Below are 15,336 nucleotides of genomic sequence, written 5' to 3' on the forward strand. Positions count from 1 at the left end.
CAATGGACAAGAACAGCCAGTCCGTTGGTCTATGCGTCCTCATTCAAAATTTATTAGTTTGACCAAAGAACAACGTGATCAAGCTGATCATGATTTCTTATTTAAAGACATCAAAAAACGTTTGGCTGAAGGACCCCTCTATTGGGACTTGGTTTTGCAACTTGCCGAGCCGGGAGACCCGGTGAATGACCCATCTCAGCCTTGGCCAAAAGACCGTAAAGAAGTTATAGCCGGAACATTAGAAGTCAAAAATGTGACTGATCAGGTAAATGGCGCTTGTCGTGATATTAACTTTGACCCAACTTTGGTGCCACCGGGAATTGAGTTATCAGATGACCCAGTACTCGCAGCACGAGCGGCTATCTATTCACAGTCTTACAATGCTCGATTACGTGAAATTGGGTTTGGCAAAGCAACGGATGCCGTGGGCAAATAGGAGAGCTGAACAATGCAAAACAAATCTAACGATACTGCTCCACGTCATTTTAATTTGACTGCTCGAATACTGCATTGGCTTATGGCGGCAGCAATTCTGGCTATGCTATTTATTGGGGTAGGAATGACCACCTCGATGACTTGGCGTCCGTGGTTAATTGATATTCACCGTCCTTTAGGAATCGCAATCTTACTATTGGTCGTCATAAGATTAATAAATCGACTCTGTTATCCAATTCCACCTTTGCCGCCGACTGTACCGCGCTGGCAGGCGTTTCTTGCCCATGCATCACATTGGCTACTTTATATTTTGATGTTTAGTTTGCCATTGCTCGGATGGGCGACGCTATCAGCAGGTAACTGGCCTGTCACTTTATTTCCGGGTTGGGATCTTCCACCTATAGCACCAACCAACTCTACGCTTTACGCTTGGTTCCGTACATTACATGGAATTTTGGCTTGGCTATTATTTGCTGTTGTCATTGGTCATTTATCTGCTGCATTATTACATGCATGGATTTATCGCGATGGCGTATTTTCGAGTATGGCTTTGGGGCCTTCTTCTAAAAAAGAAGAAGCTGATTAGTTTGCTTGAAATTTTTTCGATTGAACGATGAGTTAATGGTGAGGTTTTTATAAGGTTTATTTAAAACATATAAATAAGCTCGCTGATATAACAACTTAAAATAGAATTGATTTCTCAAGTTGAGAAATCAATTCAGCAATTTAGATCCCTTCAACAAAACTCACCATGACATCACAGCAGCCTTGGCGTTTACTTTTGGCAAGCTGATATTCAGGTGAAAAATAACATTCACGTGCAGTTTCCATATCTGGAAACTCAATCACCACATGACGTTCAAACTCTTGTCCTTCTAAGACTTCCGAGGCACCGCCACGCGCAAGAAACTTGGCACCATACTTTTGAAAAGCTTGCGGAGCAGTGGCCATATATTGTTTATATTGTTCCATATCATGAATGGTGACATGAGCAATCCAGTACGCAGACATATCGTATTTCCCTATAACTTATTCAATAAAGGTCTATTTACCTTTTCCTAAAATTTGTGATTTCAAGCATCTAAAATATTTTTTGCGACAGCAGCAGCTTCAGCAATATGTTCAGCAACAGCTTGTTTTGCCTTTTCAGGGTCTTTGTGAAGATAAATGGCCTCACACATATTTTTAATACGTTGATAACCTGAAATTTCACGCTTTGTCGATTTCATAGTCATGGCACGTAGACGGCTAATACGGCCATTTAAGCGTTGCACCACTTCCCACGCAATATGGTGTTTTGCGGTGGTGAAAATAGTTTGATAAAGCTGGGTTGAGGTCTCAATAATCAGATTGATGTCATCGGCAGCAAAAGCAGCTTTAAGATCTTCTAATAGAAGCTTTAATTTTTCAGCAGTTTTTTCATCTAGGTTTTTAGTGCAGTCAACTACAGCGCTTTGCTCTAATAAAAGACGAATTTCATAAATCTGTGAAGCGATGTCCCAGTTAAGTAGCGAAACAATAGGGCCTTTATTTGGCAAAATTTCAACTAAACCTTCTGCTTCTAAATAACGAATCACTTCGCGAACCACAGAACGACTCACGCCGAGTTCTTCACATAACGTTCTTTCAACCAGTCTTTTTCCTGAAGGAAAATAGCCAGTAATAATGGCATTGCGCACTTTATCTAAACACAGCTCTCGTAATGTTACGGGCGGGTTTTCAATTTTAAGATTCATAAATAATTAAATTTTCCTGTTTTTTAACATGTTGAGTTTCATCACATGTTTTTCAATAAAAATTAGCATAGCAAACTCTTGCTTTTTTTTCAGTATGTATTATGGTATACCATAATACGAATGACAAGATAATTTACTTGCAAGGAAGAGCAATGGAACTCATACGTAAAACAGTGCTTCATGTAGAAACCACTTATGTAGATGGCGGTAAAGAAGCAGCAAAGCCTTTAAAAATGGTGGCAGCCGCAGCGGTGATTAAAAATCCGTGGGCAGGGCAAGGTTATGTAGAAAACCTAACACCGGAAATTCGCCGTATTGCGCCGATCTTAAGCCAACATTTAACCAAGCTTATTCTTGATGAAGTCGGCTCTGGTGAAGCTGTTGAAGCTTTTGGTAAAAGTGCAGTGGTGGGCTTAAACGGTGAACTTGAACATGCATCAGCTTTAATTCACACCTTACATTTTGGTAATACTTACCGTAGTGCTGTTGGTGCGAAATCTTATTTAGCATTTAACAATACCCGTGGCCCAGCAAACGCTCCTATTTTAATTCCAATGATGGATAAAAATGACGAAGGCCGCCGTTCTCATTACTTAACATTGCAATTTGCAATTCCAGATGCACCTGCTGCCGATGAGCTGGTTGTTGTAATTGGTGCAGCAACAGGTGGTCGACCACATCATCGTATTGGTGATCGTTATAAAGATTTGGAAGAGTTAGGTCATGATGTCAAAAACCCTGCAGCTGTCAAATAACCGTATTGCTCACTATTTTGAGCAAGGCGAAGGAGAGCCTCTGGTTCTGATCCATGGAGTGGGAATGCAAGCTGCGGCATGGTATCCACAAATTGAATATTTTTCTAAACATTATCATGTGATTTCAGTAGATATGCCGGGACATGGTCAAAGCACCAAATTACCGGCAGACGCAAAATTACAAGATTTTGTTGAATGGACCATCGAATTTATTACAGCCTTAAATCTAGGACCTGTAAATTTAGCGGGACATTCAATGGGTTCACTAATTACCACAGGAGTTAGCGTTACCCGTCCTGATTTGGTTAAACGGATGGCAGTGCTCAATGGTGTATATAAACGTACAACACAAGCACGTAATGCAGTCATCCAAAGAGCTGAAGAGTTAAAAACAGGCCGTATTGATGTTGAGACTCCGCTACAGCGCTGGTTTGGCGAAAGTGAAGTCGAGCGTATTGCAGCAGCCAAAGTGAAATCATGGCTCGAAAATGTCGACTTGTCTGGTTATACCACTGCATATTCTGCTTTTGCGCAAGGCGATGAAACCTATGCAGATGACTGGTCAAAGATCACTTGTCCTGCTTTGGTGTTGACCGGAACGGATGATCCGAACTCAACTGCAGAAATGGCTGTGCAAATGGCGAATCAGGCAAAGCATGGCACTGCAATTGTCATTGAAAATGAACGTCACATGGTGAACTTAACTGCACCTGACAAAGTGAATAATGCAATGCAAGCGTGGTTGGAAACCAGCGTTTAATTTGCCACACATTGCTGAAGGAATATAACAATGAGTGAAATGGATACGATTAATAAAATGCGTGAACTACGTGATGCTTTCGGGTCATTTATGACAGGCGTTACCGTGGTCACAACCTGTAAAGAAGATGGAACGCCACTTGGCTTTACAGCGAACTCTTTTGCTTCGGTGTCTTTGGACCCAGCTTTACTTCTAGTGAGTATTGCCAAGACATCAAGCAATTATCATAACTTTGCAAATACCACTCATTTTGCAATTAACATTTTGGCAGAAGAGCAAAAAGATGTTTCAAATACCTTTGCTCGTCCAAGCGAAGACCGTTTTGCAAATATTTCATGGTCAAAAAGCGCTTGCCAAAATCCGCTGATCGATCATGTCAGTGCATGGTTTGATTGTACAACTTACCAAGTTGTCGATGCAGGTGACCATGCGATTTTAATTGGTAAAGTTGAAGATTTTGCTTCAACCGGTTTTGCAGGTCTTGGTTATTATCGTGGTGGATATTTCACTCCGGCCAAACTTTCTGCCGAGGTCATCTCTGGTCCTAAAGTGGTGATGAGTGCGATTATTGGTCATGAAAATACCATTTTGCTTGAAGAAACTGCCGATCATAAATGGACTATTCCGCATGTCATGGTCGATAAAGACGGTGCCGATAAAGCACTTGAGAAAATCTTTGCACAATATCAGCCAGATGCTTCTGCCAACTTCATTTACTCTGTATATGAAAACGTTGAAAACCAGCAGCAATATATTTCATTTTTATGCAACACACCCGTAGCTCAAGCCACTAAAGGTCAGTTTGTCGATTTAAATGATCTTGAAAAGCTAGAGTTTGTAGACAGCGCTTTAGAAAGTATGTTGATGCGTTATCGCAAAGAAAACCATTTGAAAACTTATGGTGTTTATTACGGAAATCAGACAACAGGTACAGTTCGTCAAATCGTTAAAGAGGAAGTTTAATCATGCGTTTTTCATTATTTGTGCATATGGAACGTGTTTCTGATCAGCAAACCCAGAAGCAGCTTTATGATGAAATGATTGAGCTTTGTCAAATTGCAGACCGTGGCGGTATGCATGCGGTTTGGACAGGCGAACACCATGCCATGAACTTTACCATTGCACCGAACCCATTTTTAAATCTGGTCGATTTAGCGAATAAAACCAAAAATGTTCGTTTAGGTACAGGTACGGTGGTAGCGCCATTCTGGCATCCGATTAAACTTGCAGGTGAAGCTGCAATGACCGACATTATTACCAATGGCCGTTTAGATATTGGTATTGCTCGTGGTGCTTATTCGTTTGAATATGAACGTATGGTTCCGGGCATGGATGCATGGAGTGCAGGTCAGCGTTTACGTGAAATGATTCCCGCAATTAAAAACCTTTGGAAAGGCGATTATGAGCATAACGGTGAATTTTGGCAGTTTCCAAAAACCACCTCAGCACCTCAACCGCTTCAACAACCGCATCCACCAATTTGGGTTGCTGCCCGTGATCCAAATAGCCACGAATTTGCTGTGCAAAATGGCTGTAATGTACAGGTAACGCCGTTACATTTAGGTGACGAAGAAGTTGAAAAACTCATGGGACATTTCAATGCAGCTTGTGAAAAGTTCAGTGATGTACCGCGTCCGGAAATTATGTTGCTCCGCCATACCTATGTGGCAGATAGTGAAGAAGATGCTCAACTGGCAGCAGATGAAATCAATACCTTCTATAACTACTTCGGCGCTTGGTTTAAAAATGAGCGTGAAATTAAACAAGGTTTAATTGCACCTTTAAGCCCTGAAGAAATTGCTGCACATCCTTTTTATACACCAGAAGCGATGCGCAAAAATAACGTGATTGGGCAAGCCCAAGAAGTCATTGATCGCTTAAAAGCCTATGAGGCAATGGGCTATAACGAATATTCTTTCTGGATTGATACAGGCATGAGCTTTGAACGTAAAAAAGCCTCATTAGAACGTATGATCAATGAAGTTATGCCGGCATTTACATAGAGGCGAATATCATGACAGCAGATTTTCAGCTTTATATTAATGGTCAGTTTGAATCTGGTGCAGGGACGTTTGAAAGTATTAATCCTGCAACAGGTGAAGTCTGGGCACACATGCCGGAAGCTCGAACCGATGAAGTCAATCGAGCAGTTCAAGCGGCATCTCAGGCGTTAAAAGCACCGGAGTGGGCAGGTTTAACGGCCTCCCAGCGCGGTAAATTGCTCTATAAGTTGGCTGATTTAATTGAAAAAGCTGCACCGCAACTTGCCCAAATTGAAACCAGTGATACGGGCAAGATTATTCGTGAAACATCGAGCCAGATTGCCTATGTCGCTGAATATTATCGCTACTATGCAGGTATTGCCGACAAATTAGAAGGTAGTTTTCTACCGATTGATAAGGCAGACATGCAAGCATGGATTGTTCGTGAACCAGTAGGTGTGGTTGCTGCAATTGTTCCTTGGAACAGTCAGTTATTTCTATCGGCAGTGAAGGTAGGGCCTGCTTTAGCGGCAGGTTGTACCGTCGTGCTAAAAGCTTCTGAAGACGGCCCTGGACCATTGTTAGCCTTTGCCAAATTAGTCCATGAAGCGGGTTTCCCGGCAGGAGTGGTCAATGTGATTACCGGTTTCGGGCCTGAATGTGGCGCCGTGCTGAGTAGTCATCCTGATGTTGCCCATGTTGCGTTTACGGGTGGACCAGAAACGGCACGGCACATTGTGCGTAACTCGGCTGAAAATCTTGCAAAAGTTTCACTCGAATTAGGTGGCAAATCACCATTTATTGTATTTGCTGATGCAGATATTCAAAGTGCGGTAAATGCTCAGGTCGCTGCTATTTTTGCTGCTACTGGGCAAAGTTGTGTAGCAGGTTCACGCTTACTGGTTGAAGAAAGCATTAAAGATGAATTTGTTCAGCGTTTGGTTGAGCGTGTACAAACCATAAAAATTGGTTTACCTCATGAGATGGCCACCGAGTTTGGGCCGCTTTGTACCTTACGCCAACGCCAAAAAATTGAGCAAGTCGTTGCAAGTTCAATCCAGCAAGGGGCAAAACTTCTTACTGGCGGTAAAAGCATTGAGCGAGCAGGTTATTACTATCCACCGACCATTTTAGATTGTACCGATGCACCTCAAGCAGATTGCATTACCACGGAATTATTTGGTCCAGTGTTATCGGTAGATAGTTTCAAAGATGAAGCGGAAGCTGTGCAAAAAGCCAATAGTACGCCTTACGGGCTGGCAGCAGGCGTTTTTACCACCAATTTAAGCCGTGCGCACCGTATGACAAAAGTCATTGGGTCGGGAATTGTTTGGTTAAACACTTACCGAGCGGTTTCTCCACTTGCGCCTTTTGGTGGACATGGGCTTTCGGGACATGGTCGGGAAGGTGGCGCAAATGCGGTTCTAGATTACACCACCACCAAAACAGTTTGGTTACGTACCTCAGATGAGCCAATTGATGACCCATTTGTCATGAGATAAATCATGACTTGAGGTATGAAAATATAACGGGATTTTAATTTCAAGGATGAAAAAATGAATCAGTCAAACCCATTAATCGCCTAAAGCTTTAAATAGTTGAAAACGTAAAACTAGATGTATCGATGCTTAATCAAGTATTGATTGGACTGGCTTTACCTTTTTCTTGGCAAAAACAACACAAACAGAGAAATGAGCTGTTTGTAAAAGGAAATAAAAAGATGAAGCCGAGTCATATTGAAATGACTTTGGCTGGGCAGATTTTTTGATGTTGAGGAAATGAATTCCTCAAAGAGAGATTAAGGATATGAGCCAAAACGAAAATAGCAATAATGCTTTCGCTATCGAAAGCCATTCCATTGATTATGTTGCTCCCTCTGAACGTAATGGGAAAGTTCGCGATCTATTCACATTATGGTTTTGTACCAATATTGCACCGCTTGCCGTCATTACGGGTGCAATGTCAATTTTAACGTTTAACCTCAATATTGTAAGTGCATTGCTTGCGATCTGCTGCGGACATTTTTTTGGTGCAGCGATTTTAGCTTTAACCTCTGCACAAGGCCCACAGGTCGGCATTCCTCAAATGATTCAGAGCCGTGCGCAGTTCGGGCGTTATGGGGCATTGCTGGTTGTACTGTTTACTACCCTAATTTATTTAGGTTTTTTCATCTCTAACATTATTTTGTCAGGCAAAACGCTTCATACCGTTGTTCCTGCTATTCCTGTGCCGACTGCGACCGTGATTGGTGCAATTGCAGCAACCACAATAGGCGTGATTGGTTATCACTTTATTCATAAGTTCAATAAAATTGGAACTTGGTTTATGGGTGGTTCGTTGCTCATCGGCCTCATGATTATGGTGCCGCATATTAATGCAGATGTACTTGCTAAAGGCTCTTTCAATATGAAAGGCTGGTTTGCCATGTTTGGTTTGTGTGCGGTATGGCAAATTAGTTTCTCGCCTTATACCTCAGACTATTCACGATATTTACCGAAGTCGATTGGTATTTATAAGCCATTTATCTTTACCTATTTAGGCGCATCGTTAGGAACCATTTTTGCGATGGCATTTGGTACGATCGCGGTTAGTATTGGCTCAACCACAGATGCCATGGAAGCGGTAAAGTCAGGCACTGGGTTGTTCGGCTATGTCCTTATGATTTTGTTCTTATGCAATATCATTGGTCATAATGCCATGAACCTCTACGGTGCGGTTCTTTCTTGTATTACCTCTATTCAGACTTTTGCAGGGCAGTGGATGCCAAGCCGAAATATCCGAGTCGTGTTATCAATCATTGTATTAGTTCTAGCGACTTTAACGGCGCTTTGGGCATCAAGTAACTTTATTAGTTTCTTCTTGAATGTGATTTTTGCCTTGTTATTTATTTTGGTGCCGTGGGTGTCTATTAATTTATTAGACTTCTATGTCGTGAATAAAAAGTCTTATGACATTCAATCGATCTTTGCACGTGATGGTGGTATTTACGGCAAATTTAATGCAAAAGCGCTTACGGCTTATTTCATTGGGATCGCGGTACAAATTCCATTCTTAAAAAATGCATTTTTCACAGGTGCATTGGCCGATGTAATTCCGGATGCGGATATTTCATGGGTGATTGGATTGTTGGTGAGTCTGGTGGTGTATTACGTCTTTAATCTAGGAAAGATTAAATGTTCTGCACCTGCATTAAACGCAAAATTACCTCAATAAGCATTGTAGTGAAAGGAATCCGACAATGAAAAAAAGCTATTTACAAGTGGCTCTAAGCACAGCATTGATGGCTGTAATCTATCCGAGTTACGCAGGTATAAGTTTTGGAAACACCGATGATGAATACGGCAAGCTCACCGTATCCGGCTATGTTCGCGCTAACTATCAAGATAAACACTATGGAGAGTCTGCTTCTGATCAAAAAATTCGTTTTGATGCTGCGCAGTTAAAACTGGACTACGAGCGTGGACCGTTATTTGGTCATGCGGAATATCGTTGTTATCAATATGACCATCTATGTGATTTTTCTACCTTAATTGATGGTTATGTAGGGTACAAATTAAATAAAACAGATCAAGTGGTGGCAGGTGTTCAGCCGATTCCATTTGGACCGGGACGTTTTTGGGGCAATAGCCTATATGGAAGTATGAGCACAACCGCAGGTTTAGAAGACGTTCATAATCTTGGTTTGAATTATCATTTTGAATTGCCGACAGCAACCAAGTTTGATGTGGGTTATTTTGCGGTAGATGGTGGGAACTACACAGGTTCTACCCAAGATTCAGGTCGCTACACTGCAAATTATGTGAGTTCAGATGATCCGAATAAAACCGATTTGCAAGAAAAGAACATGTGGGTAGGCCGAGTGACTCAAGATATAAATCTTGGAATTAATGGTTTAACCACACAACTCGGTGGTTCCTATTGGACATCCGATATTGAAAATAAAGCTGCTTCGAGTGATGGGCGCCGTCATGCATGGGCACTTTTTGGTAAAGCCAATTATGGCAATTTTAATGTGACCCTTACTGGTGGTAAAAATGATGTAACTAATCAGGACCAGCTTAATCCTAATCAGTCACTCATGGGCTCTTACGACAGTGAATATTTTGTGGCTAACAAAGGAACATTCTATACTGCAGATGTTGGTTATTCTTTCAAAAATATTAAGCAGATCGGAAACATTACGCCGTACTTTATGTACAGTCAGTACGATAAAGATCAGGACAGTATGAAAGATTCGATTCGTAATATTATTGGTGTGTCTATTGACCATAAACAGCTATCGTTGGTGGCTGAATACATCATGAGTAAAAATGACCCATTCATTGGGGGAACTCAAGATTCATTGGCAAAAGGTGATGATAACCAGTGGAATAAGTTGCTTAACTTAACGCTGTTTTATTATTTCTAAAGACACTTAAACATTCGGGCATACCGAAAAATTTTTTAAATTAATTTTTGGTATGCCATAATACAAAGTTGATTGTGAGCTATTTAATTTATGTATCGCTCCACTATCAATGCAGAAGATCTCAACAGGATAATGATCATGCAGCTTAATGAACTCGCTTTATTTCGTCAGCAAGCCTTTGTTGCTGGAAAGTGGTGCGATGCAGACCATCAACAAACATCCAAAATTTTAAATCCGGCGACATTAGAGATTATTGGTACTGTCCCAAATATGGGCAAGGCTGAAGCCGAGCGTGCCATTGAAGCTGCCAAAGAAGCTTGGCCGTTATGGAAAAATAAAACAGCAAAAGATCGATCAATTATTTTAAAAAAATGGTTCGATTTAATCATTTCAAATGCAGATGAATTGGCTTTTATTTTAACGAGTGAGCAAGGAAAGCCCTTAGCTGAAGCCAAGGGTGAAATTTTATATGCTGCCAGTTTTATTGAATGGTTTGCCGAAGAAGCAAAACGAGTGTATGGCGATATTATTCCAAGCCCATATCCAGATGCTCGTATTGTCGTAAATAAACAGCCTATTGGTGTCGTTGCAGCCATTACACCGTGGAATTTTCCGGCTGCCATGATTACGCGTAAGGTTGCTCCAGCTTTGGCGGCAGGTTGTCCTTGTATTGTAAAACCAGCACCAGAAACGCCTTTTACTGCTTTGGCTTTAGTGGACTTAGCCCTGCAAGCGGGTGTGCCTGCTGAAATTTTTAGTGTGATTACAGGTGATGCAGTTCATATTGGTGATGCGATTTTTGAAAGTGATGTCGTACGCAAGTTTACTTTTACCGGTTCAACACCAGTTGGCAAAATGCTGCTTGAGCGTTCAGCAAAAACCTTAAAAAAAGTTTCCTTAGAGTTAGGTGGCAATGCGCCGTTTATTGTATTTGATGATGCCGATTTAGATGCAGCAATTGAGGGAGCACTCATTGCTAAATTTAGAAATGCAGGGCAAACCTGTGTATGCGTCAATCGATTCTTAGTGCAGGCGGGCATTTATGAAAAATTTATTGCTGCCTTAAGCCAAAAAATCCAAAACTTTAATATTGGTAATGGATTAGAAGCTGGGCATGACATTGGGCCATTAATTAATGCCAATGCGGTGAAAAAAGTTGAAGCTCATATTCAAGATGCATTAGATAAAAATGGTCGTCTTGTGGTTGGTGGTAAAAAGCATAAAGCGGGTGAATTGTTTTTTGAACCAACACTGATTGCAGATGTTACCGCTGATATGGATGTGGCAACCCAAGAAACGTTTGGTCCGCTGGCAGCTATATTTAAATTTGAAACCGAGCAACAAGCAGTTGAAATGGCAAATGCAACTGAATTTGGATTAGCCGCATATTGTTATACCAAAGATTTAGGCCGTGCTTGGCGAATGAGTGAACAACTTGAGTATGGCATGGTCGGAATTAATAAAGGCCTTATTTCAAATGAAGTTGCGCCTTTTGGTGGAATTAAACAGTCTGGTTTAGGGCGTGAAGGTTCTAAATACGGTATTGAAGATTATCTGGAAATTAAATACACCTTGTTTGGAGGATTGAATATATGAGTAATGAAAAATTTGAAAAGGGTTTAGCAATCCGTAAACAAGTTCTTGGTGAAGAATATGTAAATAATTCAATCAACAATGCTGATGAGTTTAATCTTCCTCTTCAAGAATTAGTCACTGAATATTGCTGGGGAGCTGTTTGGGGACGTGAAGAATTAAGTAAGCCTGAGCGCAGTTTAATTAATTTGGCAATGATCTCAGCTTTAAATCGTCCGCATGAATTAAAACTACATGTTAAAGGTGCACTTCGAAATGGTGTACCTAAAGAGAAAATTCGTGAAGTGCTTTTGCAGGTTGCAATTTACTGTGGCGTGCCTGCTGCTGTAGATAGCTTTCGAATTGCTAAAGAGGCAATTAAAGAGTTTGAATCTGAGCAATAAACGTTGCCTTTGAATAATTAAAAAAAGCCTTGTTCAAGTGGACGAGGCTTTTTTTATTTTTAAGCTTGTTTGTTCAGTTTAGAGGGTAAATGCTGCGCCAAATAATCTATTGCAAGGCGGGTTTTTAGTGGCATAAAAGGCAGTGTAGGCCATACCAAATGAATCGGAAAAGCAATGCTCGACATGGTTTCTAACACTTGTACTAGCTTACCATCCTGTAATTCATTTTGAATGAGCCAATCGGGCAGCCAAGCAATACCTGCGTCAGCAAGTGCTGCATTTTTAATAGCTTGTAGATCATTTAAAAGAAGTTTTGCTTTCGGTTTAATAAATAAAGGCTCGTCATTTTCCTTTTGAAGTCGCCATTTTTGCATTTGACCAAAATGCGGATCGGCAATCGTGGCGTGCTGGTCTAAGTCCTCAATATGTTCTAGGGGACCTCTTTTATTTAAATAGTCAGGTGAGGCACAAAGTAGCATTCGATGCTCACCAATCGGTTTGGCAACGAGCTGAGTGGTGTCAGGCAGTGAACCAATGCGGATGCATAAATCAAAACCTTCTTCGATCAAGTCTACATTTCGGTCATTAAATGAAATTTCTAACTGTAAGTCCGCATGTTGCTGAGCAAATTTAACCATGAGCGGAGCAGCAAAAAGTTGCCCGAACAGCACTGGCACAGACATTCTTAATCGGCCTGTTGCGTTAATTTTGCCTTGGTCTAATAACGCCGCCGCATTTTGTATTTCACTTAACGCTCGGCGGCTATGCTCATAAAACAAAGTACCTTCGTCAGTCATGCTGAGTGAACGTGTTGTTCTTTTAAATAGAACTACACCAAGCTGTTCTTCAAGCCGAGCAATATTTTTACTTATGGCTGAACGAGTTAAATGCAATTGCTCGGCAGCTTTTACAAAGCTTCCAGCTTCGACCACCGTCACAAATATAGAAATTGCACTTAGCTCATGTTGCATGATTGTTGCCTAAAAGGAACCAATATAAAGAAATAATATCATCACTGTTGAATTTATTGTGGAGTTAATATGGCTTCATCAAAAACGTGGAGACAGTCATGGCTAAAATATTGGTATTAAAATCCAGCATTAAGGGTGAGGGTTCACAAACCAATCGCCTAATTGATGTAATGCTTGAACATCGAAAAGACCAAGGTTTGCAAGATGACATTACCATACGCAATTTAGCTGAAATGAACTTGCCTGTATTAGATCTAGAAATTTTTCAAGCGCTTCGTGGGGCTGAAAATGTAAATCAAGACATTCAACGAATCGTTGCTTTGTCTGATGAATTAATTGCTGAATTAAAAAATACTGATTTATTGGTGATAGGCGCACCCATGTACAACTTAAATGTGCCGACTCAACTCAAAAACTGGTTTGACTTGGTGGCACGAGCAAGACAAACATTCCGCTACACCGAAACTTATCCTCAAGGTTTGGTTGAAGGAGTAAAAGCGGTGGTGGTAAGTAGTCGGGGTGGTATTCATGTCGGCCAAGAAACTGAGGCAGTCACGCCTTATCTCAAAGCAGTGTTAGGGCTAATGGGCATTCATGACGTCGATTTTATCTATGCAGAAGGCTTAGACATGCAGGCCTATCGCAACAACGCTTTAGATTTGGCAAGCCAGCAAGTTAAAGAATTCGCTATTTAAAATTATGAGTTAAAACTCTTGTATCTCTAATAGATAACAAGAGTTTCTAAGTCTATTTAAATTACATTTCTGAGTTCATTTGCTGTGTTGCGTAGCAATGGCAAAATTTGCTGAACCAAATAATCTTCTTGTACACGATTGGTTTGAGACATGCAGTTAAGCGCTGCAATGGCTTGACCTTGGGCGTTAAATACGGGCACTGCAATCGCAATTACGCCAAGCTCATGTTCTTCTTTGGAAAGGCAATAATCCGATAATGAAATACCCTTAAGCACTTCAAAAAACTTTGACTCATCTATTATGGTAAAAGGCGTTAAACGTTTTAAACCGTAATTTTTTACCCACGCGTGCTGAGCTTCTTCGGGCAGTGCTGCCAGCAATACTTTACCTGTAGACGTGGCATGGGCAGGCAGTCGGTTTCCTAAGTGCATGCCATAAGGACTTACACGCAAATTATCTTGCTGTGGTAAATAACTACGGGCAATTGGCACCACTTCGTTATCGTCTAACACCACAATCGAAAAAGTAAGTGATGTCTGCGCGCACAAAAGATTTAAAAATGATTGAGCAACTTTAGGCAGGTGGGCAGAGCTTAGATAAGAACTCGAAAAGCGCAGCACGCGATGAGTGAGCCAAAAGTAATGTTCATCTGTTTCTAAATAGCCTAGGTATTTTAAAGTTTTTAGGTAACGCCTTGCCGCTGTACGACTAATACCGGTTCGTTCTGCCACTTGAGTGACATTAAGCCGTTGCCGATCTGTTCCAAAAGCTTCCAATAAAGCCAAGCCTTTTGCTAATCCTGCAATGTAGTCATCTTGACGAATTTTCTCATGCGAGTTCGGGTGCTCTAGAAAAGCATCGAGAGAAGGCATCCTTTCATTCCTGTTATTTTGGTTGTTTCTGTCCGCTATTCGGACAAACTAAATGATAAACGGTTATTTTCGTCTTGGATACATAGTGAACAAAACTTAAAGCCAGTAATTTAAAAGTCAGGATGAAACAAGGATGAAGTTATGGATATTTTAAAGACACAGGTTGCAATTATTGGTTCTGGACCAGCAGGGTTATTGCTTGGGCAACTTCTATATAAAGCTGGAATTGATCATATTATTGTTGAGCAACGTAGTGCTGAATATGTGGCTTCACGGATTCGTGCAGGAATTTTAGAGCAAGTTTCGGTCGATTTACTTAAACAAGCAGGTGTTGACCAAAACTTAAAAGAAAAAGGATTACCACATTCGGGCATCGAAATCTTAACCAATGGTGAAAAGCATCGGGTTGATTTGGCTGCACTCACAGGTGGAAAACAAGTGACAGTATATGGTCAGACCGAAGTCACCAAAGATTTAATGGCTGCGCGTGAAGTAGAGCAGCTTACTTCATTTTATGAAGCTCAAAATGTACAAGTGAAAGATTTTTACACTGCACCAAAAGTTGAGTTTGAATACCAAGGTAAAGCTTTTCAAATTCAGTGTGATTTTATAGCAGGGTGTGATGGTTACCATGGTGTCTGCCGTGCTAGCGTACCAGAAGATAAAATTAAAACCTTTGAAAAAGTTTATCCGTTTGGCTGGTTAGGGGTGTTGGCCGATGTGCCACCTGTAGCCGATGAACTCAT

General features: G+C 41.0%; 18 protein-coding genes. 14 read left to right on the forward strand and 4 right to left on the reverse strand.

The genetic code is table 11. The features are described 5' to 3' along the window. Positions 1-436, forward strand: a 436-nt coding sequence (locus C1642_RS20010; protein ID WP_228154000.1) for a catalase, incomplete at its 5' end; no start/stop codon positions are given. Positions 437-448: 12 nt separating this feature from the next. Next, positions 449-1,021 (forward strand): cytochrome b, encoded by a 573-nt coding sequence (locus C1642_RS18485; RefSeq protein WP_032059122.1) that lies wholly within the window; start codon positions 449-451, stop codon positions 1,019-1,021. Positions 1,022-1,161: 140 nt separating this feature from the next. On the opposite strand, the gene C1642_RS18490 is transcribed toward C1642_RS18485, so the two are convergent. Both C1642_RS18490 and C1642_RS18495 read right to left on the reverse strand, forming a co-directional pair. Beyond that, positions 1,162-1,446: a DUF1330 domain-containing protein gene (locus C1642_RS18490; protein ID WP_001277471.1), complete on the reverse strand. Its 285-nt coding sequence runs from the start codon at positions 1,444-1,446 to the stop codon at positions 1,162-1,164. A gap of 62 nt (positions 1,447-1,508) precedes the next feature. Next, positions 1,509-2,171 (reverse strand): GntR family transcriptional regulator, encoded by a 663-nt coding sequence (locus C1642_RS18495; protein WP_032034542.1) that lies wholly within the window; start codon positions 2,169-2,171, stop codon positions 1,509-1,511. Between the two features lie 152 nt (positions 2,172-2,323). Between C1642_RS18495 and C1642_RS18500 the strand changes: the two genes are divergently transcribed. The 10 genes from C1642_RS18500 (at position 2,324) to C1642_RS18545 (ending at position 12,052) form a co-directional block, all read left to right on the forward strand. After that, entirely contained in the window at positions 2,324-2,926 is a 603-nt protein-coding gene (locus tag C1642_RS18500; protein ID WP_103236728.1) for an amino acid synthesis family protein, read from the forward strand. Then, entirely contained in the window at positions 2,895-3,686 is a 792-nt protein-coding gene (locus C1642_RS18505) for an alpha/beta fold hydrolase (protein ID WP_031947970.1), read from the forward strand. The genes C1642_RS18500 and C1642_RS18505 overlap by 32 nt, the downstream gene beginning before the upstream one ends. Positions 3,687-3,716: 30 nt before the next feature. After that, entirely contained in the window at positions 3,717-4,649 is a 933-nt protein-coding gene (gene tgnA / locus C1642_RS18510; RefSeq protein ID WP_001293249.1) for a flavin-dependent trigonelline monooxygenase reductase component, read from the forward strand. Between the two features lie 2 nt (positions 4,650-4,651). Next, positions 4,652-5,689: a flavin-dependent trigonelline monooxygenase oxygenase component gene (gene tgnB / locus C1642_RS18515; RefSeq protein WP_103236729.1), complete on the forward strand. Its 1,038-nt coding sequence runs from the start codon at positions 4,652-4,654 to the stop codon at positions 5,687-5,689. Between the two features lie 11 nt (positions 5,690-5,700). Continuing rightward, positions 5,701-7,170 carry a (Z)-2-((N-methylformamido)methylene)-5-hydroxybutyrolactone dehydrogenase gene (gene tgnC / locus C1642_RS18520; RefSeq protein WP_086377897.1) on the forward strand — a complete coding sequence of 490 codons (1,470 nt, stop codon included), beginning with the start codon at positions 5,701-5,703 and terminating at the stop codon, positions 7,168-7,170. A gap of 122 nt (positions 7,171-7,292) precedes the next feature. Then, positions 7,293-7,436, forward strand: a complete 144-nt coding sequence (locus C1642_RS18525) for a hypothetical protein (RefSeq protein WP_000934376.1) — start codon at positions 7,293-7,295, stop codon at positions 7,434-7,436. 38 nt (positions 7,437-7,474) lie between these two features. Further along, the gene (locus tag C1642_RS18530) at positions 7,475-8,881 is read left to right on the forward strand and encodes a purine-cytosine permease family protein (RefSeq protein WP_057106103.1); all 1,407 of its coding nucleotides are present in this window, start codon (positions 7,475-7,477) and stop codon (positions 8,879-8,881) included. Positions 8,882-8,906: 25 nt separating this feature from the next. After that, positions 8,907-10,076, forward strand: a complete 1,170-nt coding sequence (locus tag C1642_RS18535) for a hypothetical protein (RefSeq protein ID WP_103236730.1) — start codon at positions 8,907-8,909, stop codon at positions 10,074-10,076. A gap of 138 nt (positions 10,077-10,214) precedes the next feature. After that, entirely contained in the window at positions 10,215-11,672 is a 1,458-nt protein-coding gene (locus C1642_RS18540; protein ID WP_103236731.1) for an NAD-dependent succinate-semialdehyde dehydrogenase, read from the forward strand. Then, positions 11,669-12,052: a carboxymuconolactone decarboxylase family protein gene (locus C1642_RS18545; protein WP_000064100.1), complete on the forward strand. Its 384-nt coding sequence runs from the start codon at positions 11,669-11,671 to the stop codon at positions 12,050-12,052. The genes C1642_RS18540 and C1642_RS18545 overlap by 4 nt, the downstream gene beginning before the upstream one ends. 59 nt (positions 12,053-12,111) lie before the next feature. Here the strand turns inward: C1642_RS18545 and C1642_RS18550 are convergent, their stop codons facing one another. Continuing rightward, positions 12,112-13,023, reverse strand: a complete 912-nt coding sequence (locus tag C1642_RS18550; RefSeq protein ID WP_103236732.1) for a LysR family transcriptional regulator — start codon at positions 13,021-13,023, stop codon at positions 12,112-12,114. Positions 13,024-13,121: 98 nt separating this feature from the next. On the opposite strand from C1642_RS18550, the gene C1642_RS18555 reads away from it, so the two are divergent. After that, positions 13,122-13,718, forward strand: coding sequence for an NAD(P)H-dependent oxidoreductase (locus C1642_RS18555; protein WP_103236733.1), 597 nt, complete (start codon positions 13,122-13,124; stop codon positions 13,716-13,718). A 56-nt stretch (positions 13,719-13,774) separates the two neighbouring features. Here the strand turns inward: C1642_RS18555 and pobR are convergent, their stop codons facing one another. Beyond that, positions 13,775-14,590 carry an IclR family transcriptional regulator PobR gene (pobR, locus tag C1642_RS18560; RefSeq protein ID WP_032030694.1) on the reverse strand — a complete coding sequence of 272 codons (816 nt, stop codon included), beginning with the start codon at positions 14,588-14,590 and terminating at the stop codon, positions 13,775-13,777. 141 nt (positions 14,591-14,731) lie between these two features. Between pobR and C1642_RS18565 the strand changes: the two genes are divergently transcribed. Next, a partial coding sequence (locus C1642_RS18565) for an FAD-dependent monooxygenase (RefSeq protein WP_171304726.1) occupies positions 14,732-15,336 on the forward strand: 605 nt, incomplete at its 3' end.

Origin of the sequence: Acinetobacter sp. AKBS16 (genome assembly GCF_002899995.1) — a bacterium.
Lineage (GTDB): Bacteria > Pseudomonadota > Gammaproteobacteria > Pseudomonadales > Moraxellaceae > Acinetobacter > Acinetobacter baumannii.